A 17,077-nucleotide genomic window follows, 5' to 3' on the forward strand; every position below is an offset into this window, starting at 1 on the left:
CCGGTCAGTCCCCGGTCAGGATGCGGTCGACCAACTGCTTCACTGTGGGGGTGAAATTGTTCGAATAGAACGGATCCTGCTTGAAGCGGTAGGCGGCATGGCCGGCGAAGGCCAGGTTGTCGTCCGGATCGCCACCGTGGGCGATGTCCTGCAGCGTCTTCTGGATGCAGAAACTGCGCGGATCGGCGAGGCGACCGGTGGTGTAGTCGTCGTGGTCCTTCCAGCTCGAGAACTGGCAGTGCGACAGGCAGCCCATGCAGCCCTGCTGATCGGCACGGATCTGTTCTGCGCTTTCGGGGGTGACGAATACCACGGTGTCGTCCGGCGTCTTGAGCGCCTCGGTGAAGCCTTCGTGGATCCAGGCGAGCGCCTTGCGCTGGTCGCCGGGGTGGACCCAGAAGTACTTGGCCTTGCCGTGGTCGGCCAGGGGCACCGTGCCATCTTCTTCGTCGCGCTTGAAAATCGGGATCTGGCGCTCCGATCGGTGCATCAGGTCATAGAGGAACGGCGTCTTGACCGCGCTGGAATAGAAACCGGTCGGGCTGAATTGGTGGAGCAGGACGTCGCCCGGTTCGACCGTTCGCAGCATGTCCTTCCACACCTGCGGAATCGGGCTTTCCTCGGTCAGCAGCGGGCGGGTTCCGAATTGGAACATGATCGTTCCCAGTTCCGGGTTGTCGATCCAGTTGTTCCATTCGCGCAGGAACCAGACCCCGCCGGCCATGACGATCGCCGTGTCCTCCGAAACGCCTTCGGCGCGCATCGTATCGCGCAGCGCCTTGACGCGGGGGTAGGGATCTTCTGGCTTGCGCGGATCTTCGGCGTTGGACAGACCGTTGTGCCCGCCTGCCAGCCACGGATCTTCATAGACCACCGCCGCCATCAGGTGCGGAACCTTCGAATAGCTGCGTTTCCACAGTGCGCGGAACGCCCGGGCCGAACTGACGATCGGCAGGTAGTGGACGTTGTGACGCTCGGCGATCTCGGCCAGCTTGTAGGGCATGCCCGCACCGCAGGTGACGCCGGTGATCATGCCTGGGCAGTTTTCCAGCACGCCTTCCAGCACCTGCTGCGCGCCGCCCATTTCCCACAGCACGTTGATGTTGATCGCGCCCCTGCCGCCCGCGATGGCGTGGGCGCGCTTGACCTGTTCCGTCGCGCCGTCGATCGCAAAGCGGACCAGCTGTTCGAACCGCTCCTTGCGCGTCGCCTGGGGATAGACCTGCGGAATCGGATTCCCGTCCTGATCATAGCTGTCGGCGTTGACCGCGCTGACCGTGCCGATGCCGCCCGCTGCCGCCCAGGCGCCCGAGGACATGTGGTTGGTGGCCGAAACCCCCTTGCCGCCCTCGACGATCGGCCACACCTCGCGGCCACCGTAAAGTACGGGCTTCAGCCCCTTGAATGGTTCAGCGGCAGTCATGGCGTCTGTGTCTTTCCTTTTGCCGCAGTGCACGGCTTGATGTCTTTTGCGGCGGGCCGCGGTCCGACCGCTTCGAATTGCGCATAATAGCCCTTCAGTTCGGGCTTACGGACAAATTCCACGAGGCGGAAGCCCACGGCATTGAATTCACAGAACAATAGCGACGGCGGAATGCCGTGCTTGTCGGTCGCCCGGTCGGCATCGACGACGATGACCTGGCCGCCCTGCCGCAGCGCCGGGCGCAGGTGCCACAGGAACGCGTAGGGCTCGGCGACCTCGTGGTACATGTGGACCAGAAAGATGCGATCGAAGCTGTTCTGGGGCAGGCGCGGATCTTCGGGCGCGCCGACCTTGATCGACACGTTGTCGAGCCGCTCGCGCACGATCCGCTGGCCAAGACGTTGCATCGCCTCTCCGTCGATGTCCTGCGCAAGGACACGGCCCTTCGAGCCGACCCGTTCGGCCAGGCGTACTGTGTAATAGCCCTCGCCCGCGCCGATGTCGGCCACGGTCGTGCCGGCCCGGATTGCGGCAAGGTCCATCACGACCTGCGCCTCGCCCAGGTTGTCACGCTGGTCCTCGGTGCTGAACTCGGTCGAGACGACCTTCGAGATCGGACGATCGGCGCGTGGAAAGCCGCGCGCGCCTTCTGCGCGCGACACGTCCGGTTCGGCGCTGTTGCACGCGACCAGAACCAGCGGCAGGACGAGGGCCGCCGCGCGCCGTATCAATCGACGTCCTCCACAGCGACCTTCTCGCCCGTGACGCGCTGCGCAAGCGCGGCGGCCATGAACGGATCGAGCGCGCCGTCGAGTACGTCTGACGGCGTCGGACTGGTCACGCCGGTGCGCAGGTCCTTGACCATCTGGTAGGGCTGCAGGACGTAGGAACGGATCTGATGGCCCCAGCCGATGTCGCTTTTCGCGGCGTGTTCGGCGTTGGCGGCTTCTTCGCGCTTGCGCATTTCCTCTTCGTAGAGGCGCGACTTCAGCATCCCCATCGCGATTTCGCGGTTCTTGTGCTGGCTGCGGTCCTGCTGGCTCGCGGCGATGATGCCCGACGGCACGTGGGTGATGCGTACTGCGGAGTCGGTCGTGTTGACGTGCTGCCCCCCCGCACCCGAAGCGCGGTAGGTGTCGATCTTGAGGTCGGCCGGGTTGATTTCGATCTCGAAGCTGTCGTCGATAACCGGGAACACCCAGACTGAACTGAAGCTTGTGTGGCGCCGCGCCGAGCTGTCGTAGGGCGAAATGCGGACGAGCCGGTGCACGCCGCTTTCGGTCTTGGCATAACCGTAGGCGTTCTCGCCCTTGACCTGGATCGTGGCCGACTTGATGCCGGCCTGCTCGCCCGCCTGGTATTCGATCACATCGACCTTGAAGCCGCGCTTTTCGGCCCAGCGGCTGTACATGCGCAGCAGCATTTCGGCCCAGTCCTGGCTTTCGGTGCCGCCCGCCCCGGCGTGGATTTCGATGAAGGTGTCGTTTGCATCGGCCTCGCCGCCGAGCAGGGCCTGCACCTTGTCGGCATCGGCGCGCTCGGCCAGCGCGGCAAGAGCGGCCACGCCCTCGTCGATCGTCGCTTCATCGCCTTCCATCTCGCCCAGTTCGACGAATTCGATCGCGTCGGCCATGCGGGCGGAAATGTCCTTGACGGTGGTTACCGCCGCGTCGAGGCGGCGGCGTTCCTTCATCACCGCTTCGGCTTCCTTGGGGTTGTTCCACAGGTTCGGGTCCTCGACCCGGGCGTTGAGCTCGTCGAGCCGGCGCAGCGCGCGATCCCAGTCCAGAAACTTGCGAACGAGGGCCAGAGCCGCCTCGATCCTCTCGATATGAGCCTGCCCTTCGGCACGCATGACACCCACACTCCGTCAAATCGCGCGGCAATTTCGGCGCGCGCCAAGCAATGGCGCCCCGCTTAGCGCACGTTGGCCGATTGTAAAGCCGGTGCGCTCGTGGGCGCGGCTACTTGCCGCGCAGCGACTTGACCGCGGCGAGCGTCAAACGCACGTGATCGCGGTAGTTCATGTCGGTGAAGGCGAACTTGATCCGCCCGTCGCGCCCGATGACATAGCTGGTCCGCGTGGTCAGCCCGGCGGGCATCCCTTCGCGCTTGAGCGCGACGTCGTAGGCTGCAACGATGGTCGGACTGGCTACGCCGACCGGAAAGGCATCGCGGCAGGCTTCGCGGGAAAACTTCTGCTGGGTGGCGATGTCGTCGGCCGATAGCCCGATCACCGTGGCGCCGCTGGCACGGAACTGGTCCATCGCTTCGGCAAAGCCGTGGGCTTCCAGGGTACAGCCCTGGGTGAAGCTCTTGGGGTAGAAATAGAGCACCACCGGCCCCTTGCGCAGCGCGGCCTTGAGGTCGAAGCCGAAGACCTTGCCAGCCAGCGCGCCCTGCGTGACGAAGACCGGAGCCTTGGCCCCCTTGGGAAGGTCGGCCTGAACAGCCGGAGCCAGTGCGAATGCGGCCAGAGCGGTGGCGGCGCGAAGGTAGGTCCTGATCATCGCCCGATGCTGCGCCAAGGCGCGCGCTATGTCCACCTACTGCGTGCCGATGACGTCTTCCGAGGCGGACGTGGGAAGCGCGTCAGGTTCGGACGAAGTGCTGCCTGCAGAAGACGACGACGAGCGCTGCGTGGTCCGCGACGCGCCGCGCCGCAATGCAGCCAGCAGGGCATCTCGCTGCTTGGCAATGTCTTCGAGGCCCGTGCTGCGCTTCGCCTCGGCATCGGCCTTGAAGGCTTCCCAGATGATCCCGGCCTTGGGCTCGTTCGTGGCGATCCCCTCGAACACGCGCTTGCCGCTCACCCGGTCGATCTTGACCATGTGGACGTCGGGCGGCGCGACGAACGGGCGCGTGTCCCAGCGGCTGCGGGTTTCCTGGATGAATTGCTTGAAGATCGGGGCCGCGAAGGTGCCGCCCTGGACATAACCGCCCAGCGATCGCGGCTGGTCGAAGCCGATATAGACCGCGCCGACGATATTCTGCGATCCGCCGGCGAACCACACGTTGGTCGGCCCCGTGGTGGTCCCGGTTTTCCCGAACAGCGGCATGTTGAGATCGCGCAGCACGGTCGCCGTGCCACGGGTCACCACGCCTTCGAGCATGTGGACGACCTGGTAGGCGGTGCGCGGGTCGAGCACCTGCTTGCCGCGCTTGGCAAGGCGCGGCATCGGCTTGCCGTCCCACTGCGCCATGTTGCAGCCCGCGCAGCGGCGGGTGTCGGCGCGCCAGATCACCTTGCCGTTGCGGTCCTGGACGAAGTCGATCGTGGTCGCGGGATACTGGACGCCGTTGTTGGCCAGCGCGGCATAGGCGTTGGTCAGCTGCAGCACCGTCGTGTCGCCCGCGCCCAGCGCATAGGACAGGTACGGCGTGTACTTGCCGATCCCGACCCGGTCGATCGTCTTCACGACGTTTTCCATGCCGGTGTCGTTGGCAATGCGGATAGTCATCAGGTTGCGCGACTGTTCAAGGCCCCAGCGCATCGTGTGAGTGCCGCCGGCGCCGCGCATGTCGAAGTTGCGAAAGCATTTCTGACCCAAAGCCGCGCCCTGCCAGACGCAGAACTGCCCGTCGACCACCTCGCTGGCCGGGGTCATTCCGAAATCGAGTCCGGTGGCATAGACGAACGGCTTGATAGTCGAACCCGGCTGGCGTTCGGCCTGGGTCGCGCGGTTGAAGCTGTCGAGCCCCGAATCGAAGCCGCCCTGCAGCGCCAAGACCCGGCCCGAGCGCGGATCGACCGCGGCCATGCCGCCCGATACGGTCGGTATCACCCGCAGCGCCCAGGCGCCGCCCGTCGGCGCGGCGGCAACGACGTCGCCCACCTTGACCGCGTCGACCAAGCCAACCAGCGGCGCGGTCTTGCCATCGACGAACCCGATCGTTGCCTGCGACCCGCGCCGCGTCAGGACCACGCCGACGCGCCAGTCCTTGTAGGTGATCGACTTGTTGAGGAAGGCAAGCTGGCCCTGCCACTTGTCGTCATCGAGATCGATGTGCGCGATCGGCCGCGTCCAAGGACGTCCGCCCTGATAGCGCATCAGACCGGCGCGCAGCGCGTTCTGGGCACCCTTCTGCAGGTCCATGTCGAGCGAGGTGCGCACCCACAACCCGCCGCCATAGATGCTGTTGGGCCCGTCCTCGGCCTTTTCGCCGTACTTGTCGATCAGGCGCCGGCGCACTTCTTCGACGAAATAGCCGGCCGCAGAATCGTAGACCTCTACCCGGCGCGGAACGATAGCCAGAGGCTGGGCCTTGGCCTGCTCGGCCTCGGCCTGGGAGGCGGCACCGTTCTTGACCATCTGGTCGAGCACCCAGTTGCGGCGGATCACCGCCTCATCGGCGAAACGGGCCCGTCCGTATTTCTCCGGAGCCTTGGGCAGGATCGCCAAAAACGCGCTTTCCGCCAAGGTCAGATCGCCGACGTCCTTGCCGAAATAGGCGCGCGCGGCGGCCTGAACGCCAAAGCTTTGCCGGCCGAGCGGGATCTCGTTGAGGTACAGTTCGAGGATCTGCTGCTTGGTCAGCACGTCCTCGATCCGCCGTGCCAGGATCATTTCCTTGACCTTGCGGGTGATCGAATATTCGTTGCCTATCAAGATATTCTTGGCGACCTGCTGTGTGATGGTCGATCCGCCACGGGCGCGCTCGTTCGATCCGAACTTGGTGGCGTAGTCGACAACGGCACCGGCCAGCCCGGTGTAGTCCACTCCGCCGTGGGTCCAGAACGTCTTGTCCTCGGCCGAAAGGTACGCGTTGATCAGGGGCTTCGGAAAATCGACGAAGCGCAGCTGCACGCGTCTTTCGCGGGCATAGCTGTAGACAATCTCGCCGTTGATGCCGCGCACCATGGTGGGCAGTGGCGGCTGGTAAGTCAGTAGGGTGTCGGCCGACGGCAGGTTTCGCGTAACCGTGGCCCACAGCACCAGGTTGAAGGCCAGCAGCGCGGCGACAAGGTAGCCGACAATGCGAAAGCCACGGCTGGCATGCCAGCGCCGCACGAACCATTCGCCCATGTCGCTTTGCCGGGCCTGGTCGCCAACCGCGGCGATGCCATGGCGCAGTCGGGCCATCAGGCCCCCAGCCTCGCGCCGGATACGCAGGCGGATCGATTCAGGCTCTTGTGGCTCGGACATAGAAGGCGCGCCTTAGCATGGCCCCTTCGCAGATTGCCAGAGGCAAGGCCGCAACCTGCGGCAGCCCGTTGGCGCACCACGGGCGCTCAATATTGGAAGCCGGGAACCGCGTTGCGATCGAGCGGGCCGCGCCGAGCGAAATAGACCTGAAGCGCGCGTGCGGTCACCTCGGCAAAGGCCTTCTGCCCTTCTGGCGAAGACAGCCGCGAGGCATCGTTCTCGTTGCTGATATAGCCGGTCTCGAAGAGAACCGAGGGCACGTCCGGCGCCTTGAGCACAACGAATGCGGCCGATTGCTCGGACCGTTCGCGGAACGGGATCCGTCCCGCCCCTTCGCGCAGGATGAGGTCGGCGAACTGCGCGGCGCGTTCCAGCGATTCCCGCTGCGACAGATCGACCAGGATCGAACTGACCGCGTTGGTCTGCTTGCCGAGGTCGACGCCGTTGATCACGTCAGCGGCATTCTCGCGCGCGGCGATGCGGTCGGCAGCCTCGCTCGTCCCCTTGTCGGACAGGGTGTAGACCGAGGCCCCGCTCGCCTCGGCATTGGTGCCGGTGCTGTCGGCATGGATCGAAATGAACATGTCGGCGCCAAGGCGGCGCGCGATGTCCGACCGCTGCCCAAGAACGAGAAAGCGGTCGTCCGACCGGGTCAGAGCGACGCGAATGCCCCCGCGTTTGAGCAATTCGTCGCGCAGCGCCGTGGCAAGCTTCAGGGTGAGGTTCTTTTCGATCAGCCCCGCGCTGCCGGCGCCGGGATCCTTGCCCCCATGCCCGGCGTCGATCACGACAAGCGGACGGCTGGCATCGTGGGGACCTTCGACAGGAGGCAACCCCATGATCCCTTCGGCCGGTTCAAGATCGACCCCGACAACATAGTCGAAACCCCTTCCCGGCGAACTGAACAAGCGGTCGACCGCGATCATCGCCCCGAACACGGCGGCCGGCGCGGCAAACAGCAACAGCAAGGCAATGGGGCGGCGCATCGGATCCGGACTTAAGAAATAGGGCTGCACCGTGCAATGACCTTGCACTCGTGCCAAGCGCCTTGCCGCGCTCGATAAGCTTTGCTAGGCAGCGCTTTGCCGGGGCAGACCTGTCCCGATCCAGCCGCAGCAACCGCGCAGATTTCCGCGTCCTGCAGCATATTCCGGATCGGCACGGACCCCCTGGAGCAAGAACCCGGCCCGGTTGGCCGGTTTCAGTCAGGTTGATGCAGTAATGAAAAGCCTTTTGCCGTTTTGTCCGTCGCAGCCCGCAAGGGCGCTGGCGGTGCAGGCGGCTGGTTGTGCGCGCACCCAATCGCCGCGCCTTTCCATCTCTGCAGACACGCAACACGCCGCCGGACCGCGCCTGCGCGCCGGCAATTCACATGCTGTCGCCCGTTGCACCGTACCGGGCGGAGTACTCGCACAAAGCCGCGCCGCATCCTGGGCCGCCCTTCACGGGCCGGCCCCATCCCGGCGCGCACGGAGAATAAACGATGACCACGCGCATGCTGATCGATGCGCGCCACCAGGAAGAAACCCGGGTGGCGGTGCTCAAGGGCAACCGGATTGACGAATTCGACTTTGAATCGGCCGAACACAAGCAGATCAAGGGCAACATCTACCTAGCCAAGGTTACGCGCGTCGAACCGTCGCTGCAGGCGGCCTTCGTCGATTTCGGCGGCAACCGGCACGGGTTCCTCGCGTTCAGCGAAATCCATCCCGACTATTACCAGATCCCCAAGGAAGACCGCGAAGCGCTCCTCGCCGAAGAGGCCGCCCATGCCGAGGAAGAGGCCGCCCTGCGCGCCATTGCCGAGGGTGAGGAAGACTTTGTCGGCGACGACGAACTCGGCGAAAGCCTGGCCGACGAAATGGCCGGTACGAGCCACGACCATCACGACGACGACCTCGGCGGCGTGACCGAGGTCGACACCGACGAGAAGGACGAGGTCGCGACGATCGAAGACGGTCTCGTCGAGAACGGCTTTGACCACGACGCCGAAGAGGAGCGCGAAGCCGAGGGCGAAACGGGCAACGAAGGCGACGGCGCCGACAAGGGCCGCCGCGGTCGCGGACGCCGTCGTCAGAGCGGCAATGCCAACCGCGGCCACGCCAAGGAGGCCGACGAACTGCGTGCCAAGCGCATGGCGCTGCGCCGTCGCTACAAGATCCAGGACGTCATCCAGCGCCGCCAGGTGCTGCTGGTCCAGGTCGTCAAGGAAGAGCGCGGCAACAAGGGCGCGGCGCTGACCACCTACCTCAGCCTCGCCGGCCGTTACTGCGTGCTAATGCCCAATTCGAGCCACGGTGGCGGCATCAGCCGCAAGATCAGCTCGGCCGCCGACCGCAAGCGGCTGAAGTCGATCATCGCCGAACTCGACCTGCCCAAGTCGATGGGCTGCATCGTCCGCACCGCCGGGCTCCAGCGCACCAAGACCGAGATCAAGCGCGACTTCGACTACCTCGCCCGCCTGTGGGACGGAATCCGCGAGACCACGCTGAAGAGCGTCGCGCCGGCGCTGATCCACTCCGACAGCGACCTCATCAAGCGCGCGATACGCGACATCTACAACCGCGACATCGAAGACGTGGTCGTCGAGGGCGAACACGGCTACCGCGCTGCCCGCGACTTCATGAAGCTGCTGATGCCCAGCCACGCCAAGCGGGTGAAGCAGTATGCAGATCCGGTTCCTCTGTTCCAGCGCTACGGCGCCGAGGACCAGCTGACCGCGATGTACGATCCGGTCGTCCAGTTGAAGAGCGGCGGCTACATCGTCATCAACCCGACCGAAGCGCTGGTGTCGATCGACATCAACTCGGGCCGCTCGACCAAGGAGCACGGGATCGAGGCGACCGCACTCAACACCAACCTCGAAGCCGCGCGCGAAATCGCCCGCCAGCTTCGCCTGCGCGACATGGCTGGCCTCGTCGTGATCGACTTCATCGACATGGAGTACAACTCCAACGTCCGTAAGGTCGAAAAGGCGATGAAGGACGCGCTCAAGAACGATCGCGCCCGGATCCAGGTCGGCCGCATCTCCAGCTTCGGCCTGATGGAAATGAGCCGCCAGCGCCTGCGCACCGGCGTGCTGGAAGCCACCACCCGTGGCTGCCCGCATTGCGACGGCACCGGTCTTGTCCGCACCGCGTCGAGCGCCGGCCTTTCCGCGCTGCGCCTGATCGAGGACGAGGCCGCCAAGGGCCGCGGCTCGATCATCTCGCTCTACGCCAGCACCGAGGCGGCGGTTTACCTGCTCAACGCCAAGCGCGCCGACCTTGGCGAGATCGAGGAGCGTTACGGCGTTCGCGTCGAAGTGCTGCCCGAGGGCGAGAACGAAGGCGCAAAGATGCGCGTCGGCTCGTCCGGCCCGCGGCCCGAGTTCACCCCCCGCTTCGAAACGATACAGCTCGACGAAGACGATGACGACCTTATCGAGGACGAAGACGAATTCGAAGGCGAGAACGAAGAGCGCAGCAATCGCGACGACGATGACGGCGACGGTCGCGGCAAGCGCCGCCGCAAGCGCCGTCGCCGGGGCGGACGCCGTGAACGCGAGGATGGCGAGGTTCGCGAAGCCGACGAGACCGTCGACGAGTATGACGACGCCGAAGCCGAAGCTGAAGACGGCGAAGAGGGCACCGAAGCCCGCGGCGAAGGTGACGAGGATGGCGAGGCGCCGCGCAAGCGTCGTCGGCGCGGACGCCGCCGGCGCGGTGGCCGAGGCCGGGGAGAAGGTGAAGGCGACGGCGAAGGCCAGGCCGAAGGTGAAGCGGTCGGCGATGAAACCGAGGGCGAGGCTCCGGCCGAAGCCGAGGCTGCCGTGAGCGAAGTTGCAGCGGAGCCAGTCGCCGATGCGGCAGATGCGGAACCGCCGGCAAAGCCGAAGCGGACCCGCAGGAAGAAGGCCGACATCGCGGTAGAGGCCGAGACGGTCCCTGTCCCCGAACCGGTCGCCAATTCCGAGGAGGCTGAAGCACCTGCCAAGCCCAAGCGCACCCGCAAGAAGAAGGCCGAAGCCGAAGCAGAGGTCGAAGCCGTCGCGGAAACGCTCGAAGAACCGGCAGCTGAAGCGCCCGCCAAGCCGAAGCGCACCCGCGCGAAGAAATCCGTGCCTGCCGAAGCCGCGCCCGAAGCTGCGGTGGCGCCCGCAGCCGAGCCCGCTGGCCAGGCGGAGCCCGAACCGGTCGCAGCCGATGGTGACGCCGACGATGGCAAGCCGCGTCGTGGCTGGTGGCAGCGCACCTTCGGCGAATAGGCGCGCAGGTCCATGCTGAAGACCCCCGCCAGGCTGGATGAGCGCCCCGCGCATCACCGGCCCGGCGGGGGTTTTCGCAATCCGCCAGGCAGTCCGCTTCAGAAGGCCGGGTTGCGCGACTTTCTCAAGTTCTTCTTCCTCGACATGCGGCGGGCCAAGCTCCCCCCTCTCCCGCCCGACCTTGTAGCGACGAAACCGCTCGACCTTGCGACGCTGGCGGACAACGAAGTGGCCTGGCTTGGCCACGCCTGCTTTGCTCTGCGTCTGTCCGGAAAACTGGTCCTGACCGACCCGTTCCTCGGCCCGACCGCCGGGCCGATCGGCCTTGGTCCGCGCCGGTTCCTGCCTCCCCCTGTCACGGCAGCGCAATTGCCCCGGCTCGACGCGATCGTCATCAGCCACAACCACTATGACCACATCGATACAGGCGCCCTGCGTGCCTATCGCTGGCGGGTGGATACTCCAGTGATCTGCCCGCTGGGCAACGGGGCGCTGCTGCGCCGGCTCGGTTACGGGCAGGTCCACGAACTCGACTGGTGGCAGACCTGGACCCTCGGTGACCTCGCGATCACGGCCCTTCCTGCCGTGCACTTTTCGGGCCGTGGACTGTTCGACCGCAACCGCGCCTTGTGGGCCAGCATGGCCATCGCCTCGCCTGCGCGCCGGGTCTGGTTCGGCGGCGACACGGCCGCGGGTCCCGTCTTTGACGAGGTTGGCCAGGCCGCAGGACCGTTCGACCTCGCCCTCATCGGCATCGGTGCCTACGAACCGCGCATCATCATGGAAGCGAGCCATGCGACCCCCGAGGAAGCGATTGGAATTGCCCGGCAACTCAAGGCGCGGCGCACCATCGGCATGCATTGGGGATCAATCATGCTGACCCCCGAAGATCCCTTCGAGGCGCCCGGCCGGTTCCGCCGCGCCGCGCTCGAACAGCAGTATGGCGAGGACAACGCCTGGATTCTCAGGGTTGGCGAATCCCGCGCGTTCTGACCGTCGCACCGGCAGCCCGTCTGGCAAGAAATAGGTTTGCCCCCACCTGGCCCCTCCCCTAGGCCAGCCGCGATGGACGATATCTTCGAACAGACCGCCACGCTCGACGGATTAACCGACAAGCAGAAGGAAGTGCTGTCGCTGGTCGCCGAAGGCATGACCAGCAAGGAGATCGCGCGTCGCCTTCGCATTTCGGAATCTGCGGTCAATCAGCGGATAGAAGTTATTCGCCAACGGCTTGGCGGCCTGCCCCGCAGTCACATCGCGCGGCTCTACCGCCGGATGAGCACCGTTGTCCTTACTGTTCCGCCCAGTAATCCGGTTACAGGTAACTCAATCCACCTTATGGCCGATGCCGACGACGGGCAGCAATCGGCGCCGGAAGGTCCCGAAGTTTCTACCGCGTTGTCGCAGGCGCAAAACTCCGTCGGGTCGCACACCTTCTCCGGGGTCTTCACGGATCTCTCCAGCGCCCTGGACGGACCGTCCGGGCGCTGGATTCGTTTCACCCTCCTGTGTGCCGGCTTGTTCCTGCTGCTCGCCGCGGTCGCGTTGGCGATCGACATCGTCCAGGGACTGCGCGCCCTGCTCGGTTCATGAAGCCCTCGATCGCCCGAAAGCGGCATAATTTTCTCCCTCGTCGCGCTTGCCCCCCGGCAATGAATCGCTAGAGAGAGCGGCAAGACGGGCACGACCGCAGAGCGACAGGGACCAGCATGGCGACCTTTACACTTCCCGCGAACAGCAAGATCACCGGCACGGGGCGCCACAATTCCGCTGCGACCCATGTCCGCGTCAAGAAGTTCAAGGTCTATCGCTATGATCCCGATTCGGGTGAAAACCCGCGCTACGACACCTTCGACATCGATCTCGACGCCTGCGGGCCGATGGTGCTCGACGCGCTGATCAAGATGAAGTCGGAACAGGATCCGACGCTGACCTTCCGGCGCTCGTGCCGCGAGGGGATCTGCGGTTCCTGCGCAATGAACATGAACGGCCGCAACGGTCTGGCCTGCACCACCGCGATCGAGGATCTGCCCGGCGAGGTGCGGATCACACCGCTGCCGCACATGGACGTGATCAAGGATCTGGTGCCCGACTTCACGCACTTCTACGCCCAGTACGCCTCGATCCGGCCCTGGCTGCAGACCGTCAGCACGACGCCGTCGGGCAAGGAGCGGCTGCAACGCCCCGAACAGCGCGAGAAGCTCGACGGGCTTTACGAGTGCATCCTGTGCGCCTGCTGCAGCACCGCCTGCCCGAGCTATTGGTGGAACAGCGACAAGTTCCTGGGTCCGGCGATCCTGCTCCAGGCCTATCGCTGGCTGGCAGACAGCCGCGACGAGATGACCGGCGAACGGCTCGACGAGCTGGAAGATCCCTTCCGGCTCTATCGCTGCCACACGATCATGAACTGCGCCAACGTCTGCCCCAAGGGACTCAGCCCGGCGCGCGCGATCGCCGAAATCAAGAAAATGCAGGCCGAGCGGCACGTCTAGGTGAGCGACGACCGCGGTTTTCGGAGCGAGCCGGATCCCGACAATCCGGGATGGCACACCTGGCAGCTCAATGATCCGACGCGCTTCAACAGCTGGATGTTTCCCAGGCTGCTGGTCCGCGCCGATCCGGACGGCAAAGCGCGGCTGCGGATGTTTCCGGAACACCGCCACACCAACCTGGCCGACAACATCCACGGCGGCACTGTCCTTTCGCTGATCGATATCGGCCTGTTCGCCTGTTCGCGAATGTTGGGCATTATCGAGGCCGGGACCGCGGTGACGCTGGATCTATCGGTCCAGTTCATCGGCGCTGGCAAACCCGGCGAACCCTGTGACGCGGTGACCGAGCTCCTCAAGGAGACGCGGCGGCTGGTCTTCCTGCGCGGTGTGGTCGAACAGGGCGAAGGCCAACTCGTCGCTGCTTTTTCCGGAACAATCCGCAAGCCAACCAGCCCGCGATGAAGGTCCTTGCCGCGTACGAGGCGCTGGTGGCAGCCGGTGAACTGCGCCCCGATCCCGAACAGCGCGCCGCCGCCGAACGCCTGACGCACCTTCAGGCCGAGCTGGAACGCCCTGCCCCGTCCGGCATCGTCTCACGCCTGCTGGGCCGCAAGGCGACGGTGCCGCGCGGACTGTACCTGTGGGGCGGGGTCGGACGCGGCAAATCCATGCTGATGGACCTGTTCCACCACAACCTTGCCATCGCTGAGAAGCGCCGCACCCATTTTCACGCCTTCATGCTGGGCATCCACCAGGCCATGCGCATCTGGCGCGCGAAGGATCCCGGCGATCCCATCCCCAAGGTCGCCGCCGAGATCGCCGCAAACGTGCGCTGCCTCGCGTTCGACGAAATGGTCGTCAACAATTCGGCCGACGCCATGATCATGAGCCGGCTGTTCACCGCGCTGATCCGCGATGAAGGCGTTGTTGTGGTCACCACTTCGAACCGCGCGCCGGGGGAACTCTACAAGGACGGTCTCAACCGCGAGCATTTCCTGCCGTTCATCGCGCTGATCCAGCGCGACCTCGACGTGCTCCCGCTCAACGGACCGGTCGATTACCGCCTCGAGCGTCTGGCGGGAATCGACACCTGGCACACGCCGCTGGGCGATGCCGCAACCGCGCAGGTGCGCGAGGCCTTTTTCCGACTGACCGATTACCCGCCCGAAGACAGCGCGCACGTGCCCTCCGCCGATCTCGACCTTGGCGGTGGCCGCTTCCTGCATGTGCCCAAAAGCCTCAAGGGCGTGGCGGTGTTCAGCTTCAGGAAGCTTTGCGGCGAAGCGCGGGGCGCGGCCGATTACCTGGCCGTCGCACAGACCTACCATACCGTGATCCTGGTCGGCATTCCGCGAATGGGACCGGAAAACCGCAACGAGGCGGCCCGCTTCGTCACCCTGATCGACGCGCTTTACGAGAACAAGGTCAAGCTCTTCGCGACGGCCGCCGCCGAACCGGAAGACCTCTACGAAAAAGGCGATGGCCGCTTCGAGTTCGACCGCACCATCAGCCGCCTCAACGAGATGCAGAGCGAGGAGTACCTCGCCGCCGGTCACGGCGAGACCTGATCGCCCCTACAGGTCGAGCCGTGCCGTCAGGCGAATGTCGCGTCCTGCCAGAGGCGCATAGTCCTTGGCGAAGGAAGCGTGGCGGCGCGCGTCGACGTCGAACAGGTTGTTGGCGCTCAGCACCAGGCTGAGCGGCCGATCACGGCCCCACGGCCGCCACCCGATCTCTGCGTTGACCATCGTATAGCCCGGCGTCACCGTTTCGAAGGCGGCAGTGCGGCTCTGCGCGGTGACTCGCTCGATTTCGCCACGCAGGTTGAGGTGCGAGGACGACAGTTCCAGTCCACCCTTTACCCGCAGCGGCGGGATCCGCGGCGCCGGCCCTTCCCCCGCGATGGTCGCGTGGACATAGTCCGCCAGAGCATCCGCTTCGACCGTCCACGGACCGAACCTGGCGAGCGTCACCGTGCCTTCGGCTTCGAAGCCATAGAGCCGGGCATCGGCCTGGCCGATCTGAAAGACCGGCAGACCGTCCTCGATCGTGCCCGTCGCACGCTCGAAGATGAAGTTGCCGAACCAACTGTGGTAGGCGCTCAATTCAAAGCTGTAGCCAGCCCCCTTGCCGCGCAGGATGCCTTCGAGGCTCCAGGCGCGCTCCTTGCGCAGATCGGGATCCCCTATCTCGAATGCCGAGGTGCCAGCATGAGGCCCGTTGGCGAACAGTTCCTCCGCCGCAGGGGCGCGTTCGGTCCGCGACAGGTTGACGCCGAGACGCCATTCCGGTGCCAATTCGTAGGATGCGCCCAACGCGCCCGATAAGGCATCGAAGGTGCGCTTGCCGGACAGGAACTGTGGCTGGTCGCTGCGCGGTGTGGCGGTCAGGACCGAATGCTCCCAGCGCCCCCCGGTCTCCAACCGCAATGGCCCGGTGTCGATGCTCTGCATCGTGAACAGGCCGAATTGCCCGGTGTCGTTGCGCGGCAGGAACGCCTCATCGCCCTCTACGTCGAAAGCTCGGCGGACGAACTGCAGGCCGCTGATCCCGCTCCACCCCCCCGACTTGGCCTGACGCAGTTCGAGCCGGCCCTCCATGCCCTTGTTGTAAAAAGTCGTGCCGATCGCCCCGTCAGGCTCCAGTTCGGCATGGGTGTAATCGGCATATCCGAAGCGAAAGGCGATCTGTTCGAACGGGCCCGCATAGGGACGCACCTCGGCGCGAGCATCGATCCGGTCCTGCTTCTGCTGCAGGCGCGGCGACTCCTCACCTTGGCCGGACAGGGTGGCGAGACGCACCGGAACGCCATAGAGGCTATCAAAATGGCTGTAGGCCAGTCCCAGCGAGCCGCCGTCATTGATGTAGGCGAACCCTGCCGCTGCGCTCCAGGTGCGCGCGGCAGTGTTGGGCAGCACGCCGCGCAGGTTGGCATTGCGGACGAAATCGATGTCAGATCCATCCTCGGGGGGCAACAGGCTCGATTGCAGCGCCTGCGCGCGCAACGCGGGCGTGAGGGCATAACCGCCGATGCGCATGTCGTCAGCCTTCAGGTAACTGCCATCGACGTGCGCCACGAAGCCGCCGCCAAGGCGCAGGTTCGCTGCAAGCGAGGCGTTGCGTTCCTTGGCCGCGGTGGCGTAGCCCGCAAGCGCCGAGAGATGCAGGGGCTCGTCCGGAATGGCGTTCGGGATGCGGCTGTCGACGACGTTGACCACGCCGCCGATCGCCGATGAGCCGTAGACCAGCGATTGCGGGCCGCGCAGCACCTCGATCCGTTCGGCGAGCAGCGGATTGACCACCGGCGCGTGATCGGCGGAGGTGTTGGATACGTCGATCGATCCGATGCCGTTGGTCAGAACGCGTACGCGCTCACCCTGCAGTCCGCGCAACACCGGACGCGAGGCGGTCGGTCCGAAGGAGGTCGAACTGACTCCCGGGACATCCGCCAGCGTATCGCCGATCGACGGACGAAGCGAGGCGGTCAGATCCTGCGCACTTAGGACCGCAACGCCGGACAGGCTGTCGATCCGCGCGGTGCGCAGCGGCGCGGTGACGACGATCTCTTCGGGGCGGGAGTGATAGCTATCGTTCGGAGAGTTGTGATCGACCTGTCCGGATCCGCCCTCAGGCGGCGTTTGCACTTCCTGCGCAATAACCGGGCCTGCGAAGCAAAGCGCAGAGGCAGAAATGACGAGGGGCAGAAGTCGCTTGGGGGAAATCATCGCAGGGCCTGGCTGTGATCGGGAGTTGGCGCTCCCTATCGCGA

13 protein-coding genes are annotated in these 17,077 nt (G+C 65.5%); 6 read left to right on the top strand and 7 right to left on the bottom strand.

Translation table 11 applies throughout. The features are described from left to right. Nucleotides 1-4 precede the first annotated feature (4 nt). From B0I00_RS03860 to B0I00_RS03885, 6 genes are all read right to left on the bottom strand, one after another. Nucleotides 5-1,423: an NAD(P)H-dependent flavin oxidoreductase gene (locus B0I00_RS03860; RefSeq protein WP_100866000.1), complete on the bottom strand. Its 1,419-nt coding sequence runs from the start codon at nt 1,421-1,423 to the stop codon at nt 5-7. Then, entirely contained in the window at nt 1,420-2,151 is a 732-nt protein-coding gene (locus tag B0I00_RS03865) for a class I SAM-dependent methyltransferase (RefSeq protein WP_100866481.1), read from the bottom strand. Before B0I00_RS03865 ends, B0I00_RS03860 begins: the two co-directional genes overlap by 4 nt. Beyond that, nucleotides 2,151-3,278, bottom strand: coding sequence for a peptide chain release factor 2 (gene prfB / locus B0I00_RS03870; protein WP_100866001.1), 1,128 nt, complete (start codon nt 3,276-3,278; stop codon nt 2,151-2,153). The genes B0I00_RS03865 and prfB overlap by 1 nt, the downstream gene beginning before the upstream one ends. 109 nt (nt 3,279-3,387) lie before the next feature. Beyond that, complete coding sequence (locus B0I00_RS03875; protein ID WP_100866002.1) at nt 3,388-3,933, bottom strand: peroxiredoxin; 546 nt, start codon at nt 3,931-3,933, stop codon at nt 3,388-3,390. 36 nt (nt 3,934-3,969) lie between these two features. Further along, a complete protein-coding gene (locus B0I00_RS03880) occupies nt 3,970-6,570 on the bottom strand; it encodes a penicillin-binding protein 1A (protein ID WP_232730099.1) in 2,601 nt (866 codons plus the stop codon). Between the two features lie 86 nt (nt 6,571-6,656). After that, nucleotides 6,657-7,556, bottom strand: coding sequence for an N-acetylmuramoyl-L-alanine amidase family protein (locus tag B0I00_RS03885; RefSeq protein ID WP_100866003.1), 900 nt, complete (start codon nt 7,554-7,556; stop codon nt 6,657-6,659). Between the two features lie 497 nt (nt 7,557-8,053). Between B0I00_RS03885 and B0I00_RS03890 the strand changes: the two genes are divergently transcribed. From B0I00_RS03890 to zapE, 6 genes are all read left to right on the top strand, one after another. Next, nucleotides 8,054-10,816 (top strand): Rne/Rng family ribonuclease, encoded by a 2,763-nt coding sequence (locus B0I00_RS03890; protein WP_100866004.1) that lies wholly within the window; start codon nt 8,054-8,056, stop codon nt 10,814-10,816. A gap of 12 nt (nt 10,817-10,828) precedes the next feature. Next, nucleotides 10,829-11,809, top strand: coding sequence for an MBL fold metallo-hydrolase (locus B0I00_RS03895; RefSeq protein WP_100866005.1), 981 nt, complete (start codon nt 10,829-10,831; stop codon nt 11,807-11,809). Nucleotides 11,810-11,881: 72 nt separating this feature from the next. After that, a complete protein-coding gene (locus B0I00_RS03900; protein WP_100866006.1) occupies nt 11,882-12,409 on the top strand; it encodes a helix-turn-helix domain-containing protein in 528 nt (175 codons plus the stop codon). Nucleotides 12,410-12,525: 116 nt separating this feature from the next. Then, the gene (locus tag B0I00_RS03905; protein ID WP_100866007.1) at nt 12,526-13,308 is read left to right on the top strand and encodes a succinate dehydrogenase iron-sulfur subunit; all 783 of its coding nucleotides are present in this window, start codon (nt 12,526-12,528) and stop codon (nt 13,306-13,308) included. Further along, complete coding sequence (locus B0I00_RS03910) at nt 13,309-13,770, top strand: PaaI family thioesterase (protein ID WP_232730100.1); 462 nt, start codon at nt 13,309-13,311, stop codon at nt 13,768-13,770. It abuts the gene before it with no gap. Continuing rightward, the gene (gene zapE / locus B0I00_RS03915; protein ID WP_100866008.1) at nt 13,767-14,876 is read left to right on the top strand and encodes a cell division protein ZapE; all 1,110 of its coding nucleotides are present in this window, start codon (nt 13,767-13,769) and stop codon (nt 14,874-14,876) included. The genes B0I00_RS03910 and zapE overlap by 4 nt, the downstream gene beginning before the upstream one ends. A gap of 6 nt (nt 14,877-14,882) precedes the next feature. Here the strand turns inward: zapE and B0I00_RS03920 are convergent, their stop codons facing one another. Further along, nucleotides 14,883-17,033: a TonB-dependent receptor gene (locus B0I00_RS03920; protein WP_100866009.1), complete on the bottom strand. Its 2,151-nt coding sequence runs from the start codon at nt 17,031-17,033 to the stop codon at nt 14,883-14,885. Nucleotides 17,034-17,077 lie beyond the last annotated feature (44 nt).

The organism is Novosphingobium kunmingense (assembly GCF_002813245.1).
Lineage (GTDB): Bacteria > Pseudomonadota > Alphaproteobacteria > Sphingomonadales > Sphingomonadaceae > Novosphingobium > Novosphingobium kunmingense.

What these genes read in the sequence shown, in the direction of transcription:
- B0I00_RS03890 (WP_100866004.1), top strand. Translation starts at nt 8,054, where the DNA reads ATGACCACGCGCATGCTGATCGATGCGCGCCACCAGGAAGAAACCCGG.
- B0I00_RS03875 (WP_100866002.1), bottom strand. Translation starts at nt 3,933, where the DNA reads ATGATCAGGACCTACCTTCGCGCCGCCACCGCTCTGGCCGCATTCGCA.
- zapE (WP_100866008.1), top strand. Translation starts at nt 13,767, where the DNA reads ATGAAGGTCCTTGCCGCGTACGAGGCGCTGGTGGCAGCCGGTGAACTG.
- B0I00_RS03885 (WP_100866003.1), bottom strand. Translation starts at nt 7,556, where the DNA reads ATGCGCCGCCCCATTGCCTTGCTGTTGCTGTTTGCCGCGCCGGCCGCC.
- B0I00_RS03895 (WP_100866005.1), top strand. Translation starts at nt 10,829, where the DNA reads ATGCTGAAGACCCCCGCCAGGCTGGATGAGCGCCCCGCGCATCACCGG.
- B0I00_RS03920 (WP_100866009.1), bottom strand. Translation starts at nt 17,033, where the DNA reads ATGATTTCCCCCAAGCGACTTCTGCCCCTCGTCATTTCTGCCTCTGCG.
- B0I00_RS03900 (WP_100866006.1), top strand. Translation starts at nt 11,882, where the DNA reads ATGGACGATATCTTCGAACAGACCGCCACGCTCGACGGATTAACCGAC.
- B0I00_RS03860 (WP_100866000.1), bottom strand. Translation starts at nt 1,423, where the DNA reads ATGACTGCCGCTGAACCATTCAAGGGGCTGAAGCCCGTACTTTACGGT.
- prfB (WP_100866001.1), bottom strand. Translation starts at nt 3,278, where the DNA reads ATGCGTGCCGAAGGGCAGGCTCATATCGAGAGGATCGAGGCGGCTCTG.
- B0I00_RS03880 (WP_232730099.1), bottom strand. Translation starts at nt 6,570, where the DNA reads ATGTCCGAGCCACAAGAGCCTGAATCGATCCGCCTGCGTATCCGGCGC.
- B0I00_RS03905 (WP_100866007.1), top strand. Translation starts at nt 12,526, where the DNA reads ATGGCGACCTTTACACTTCCCGCGAACAGCAAGATCACCGGCACGGGG.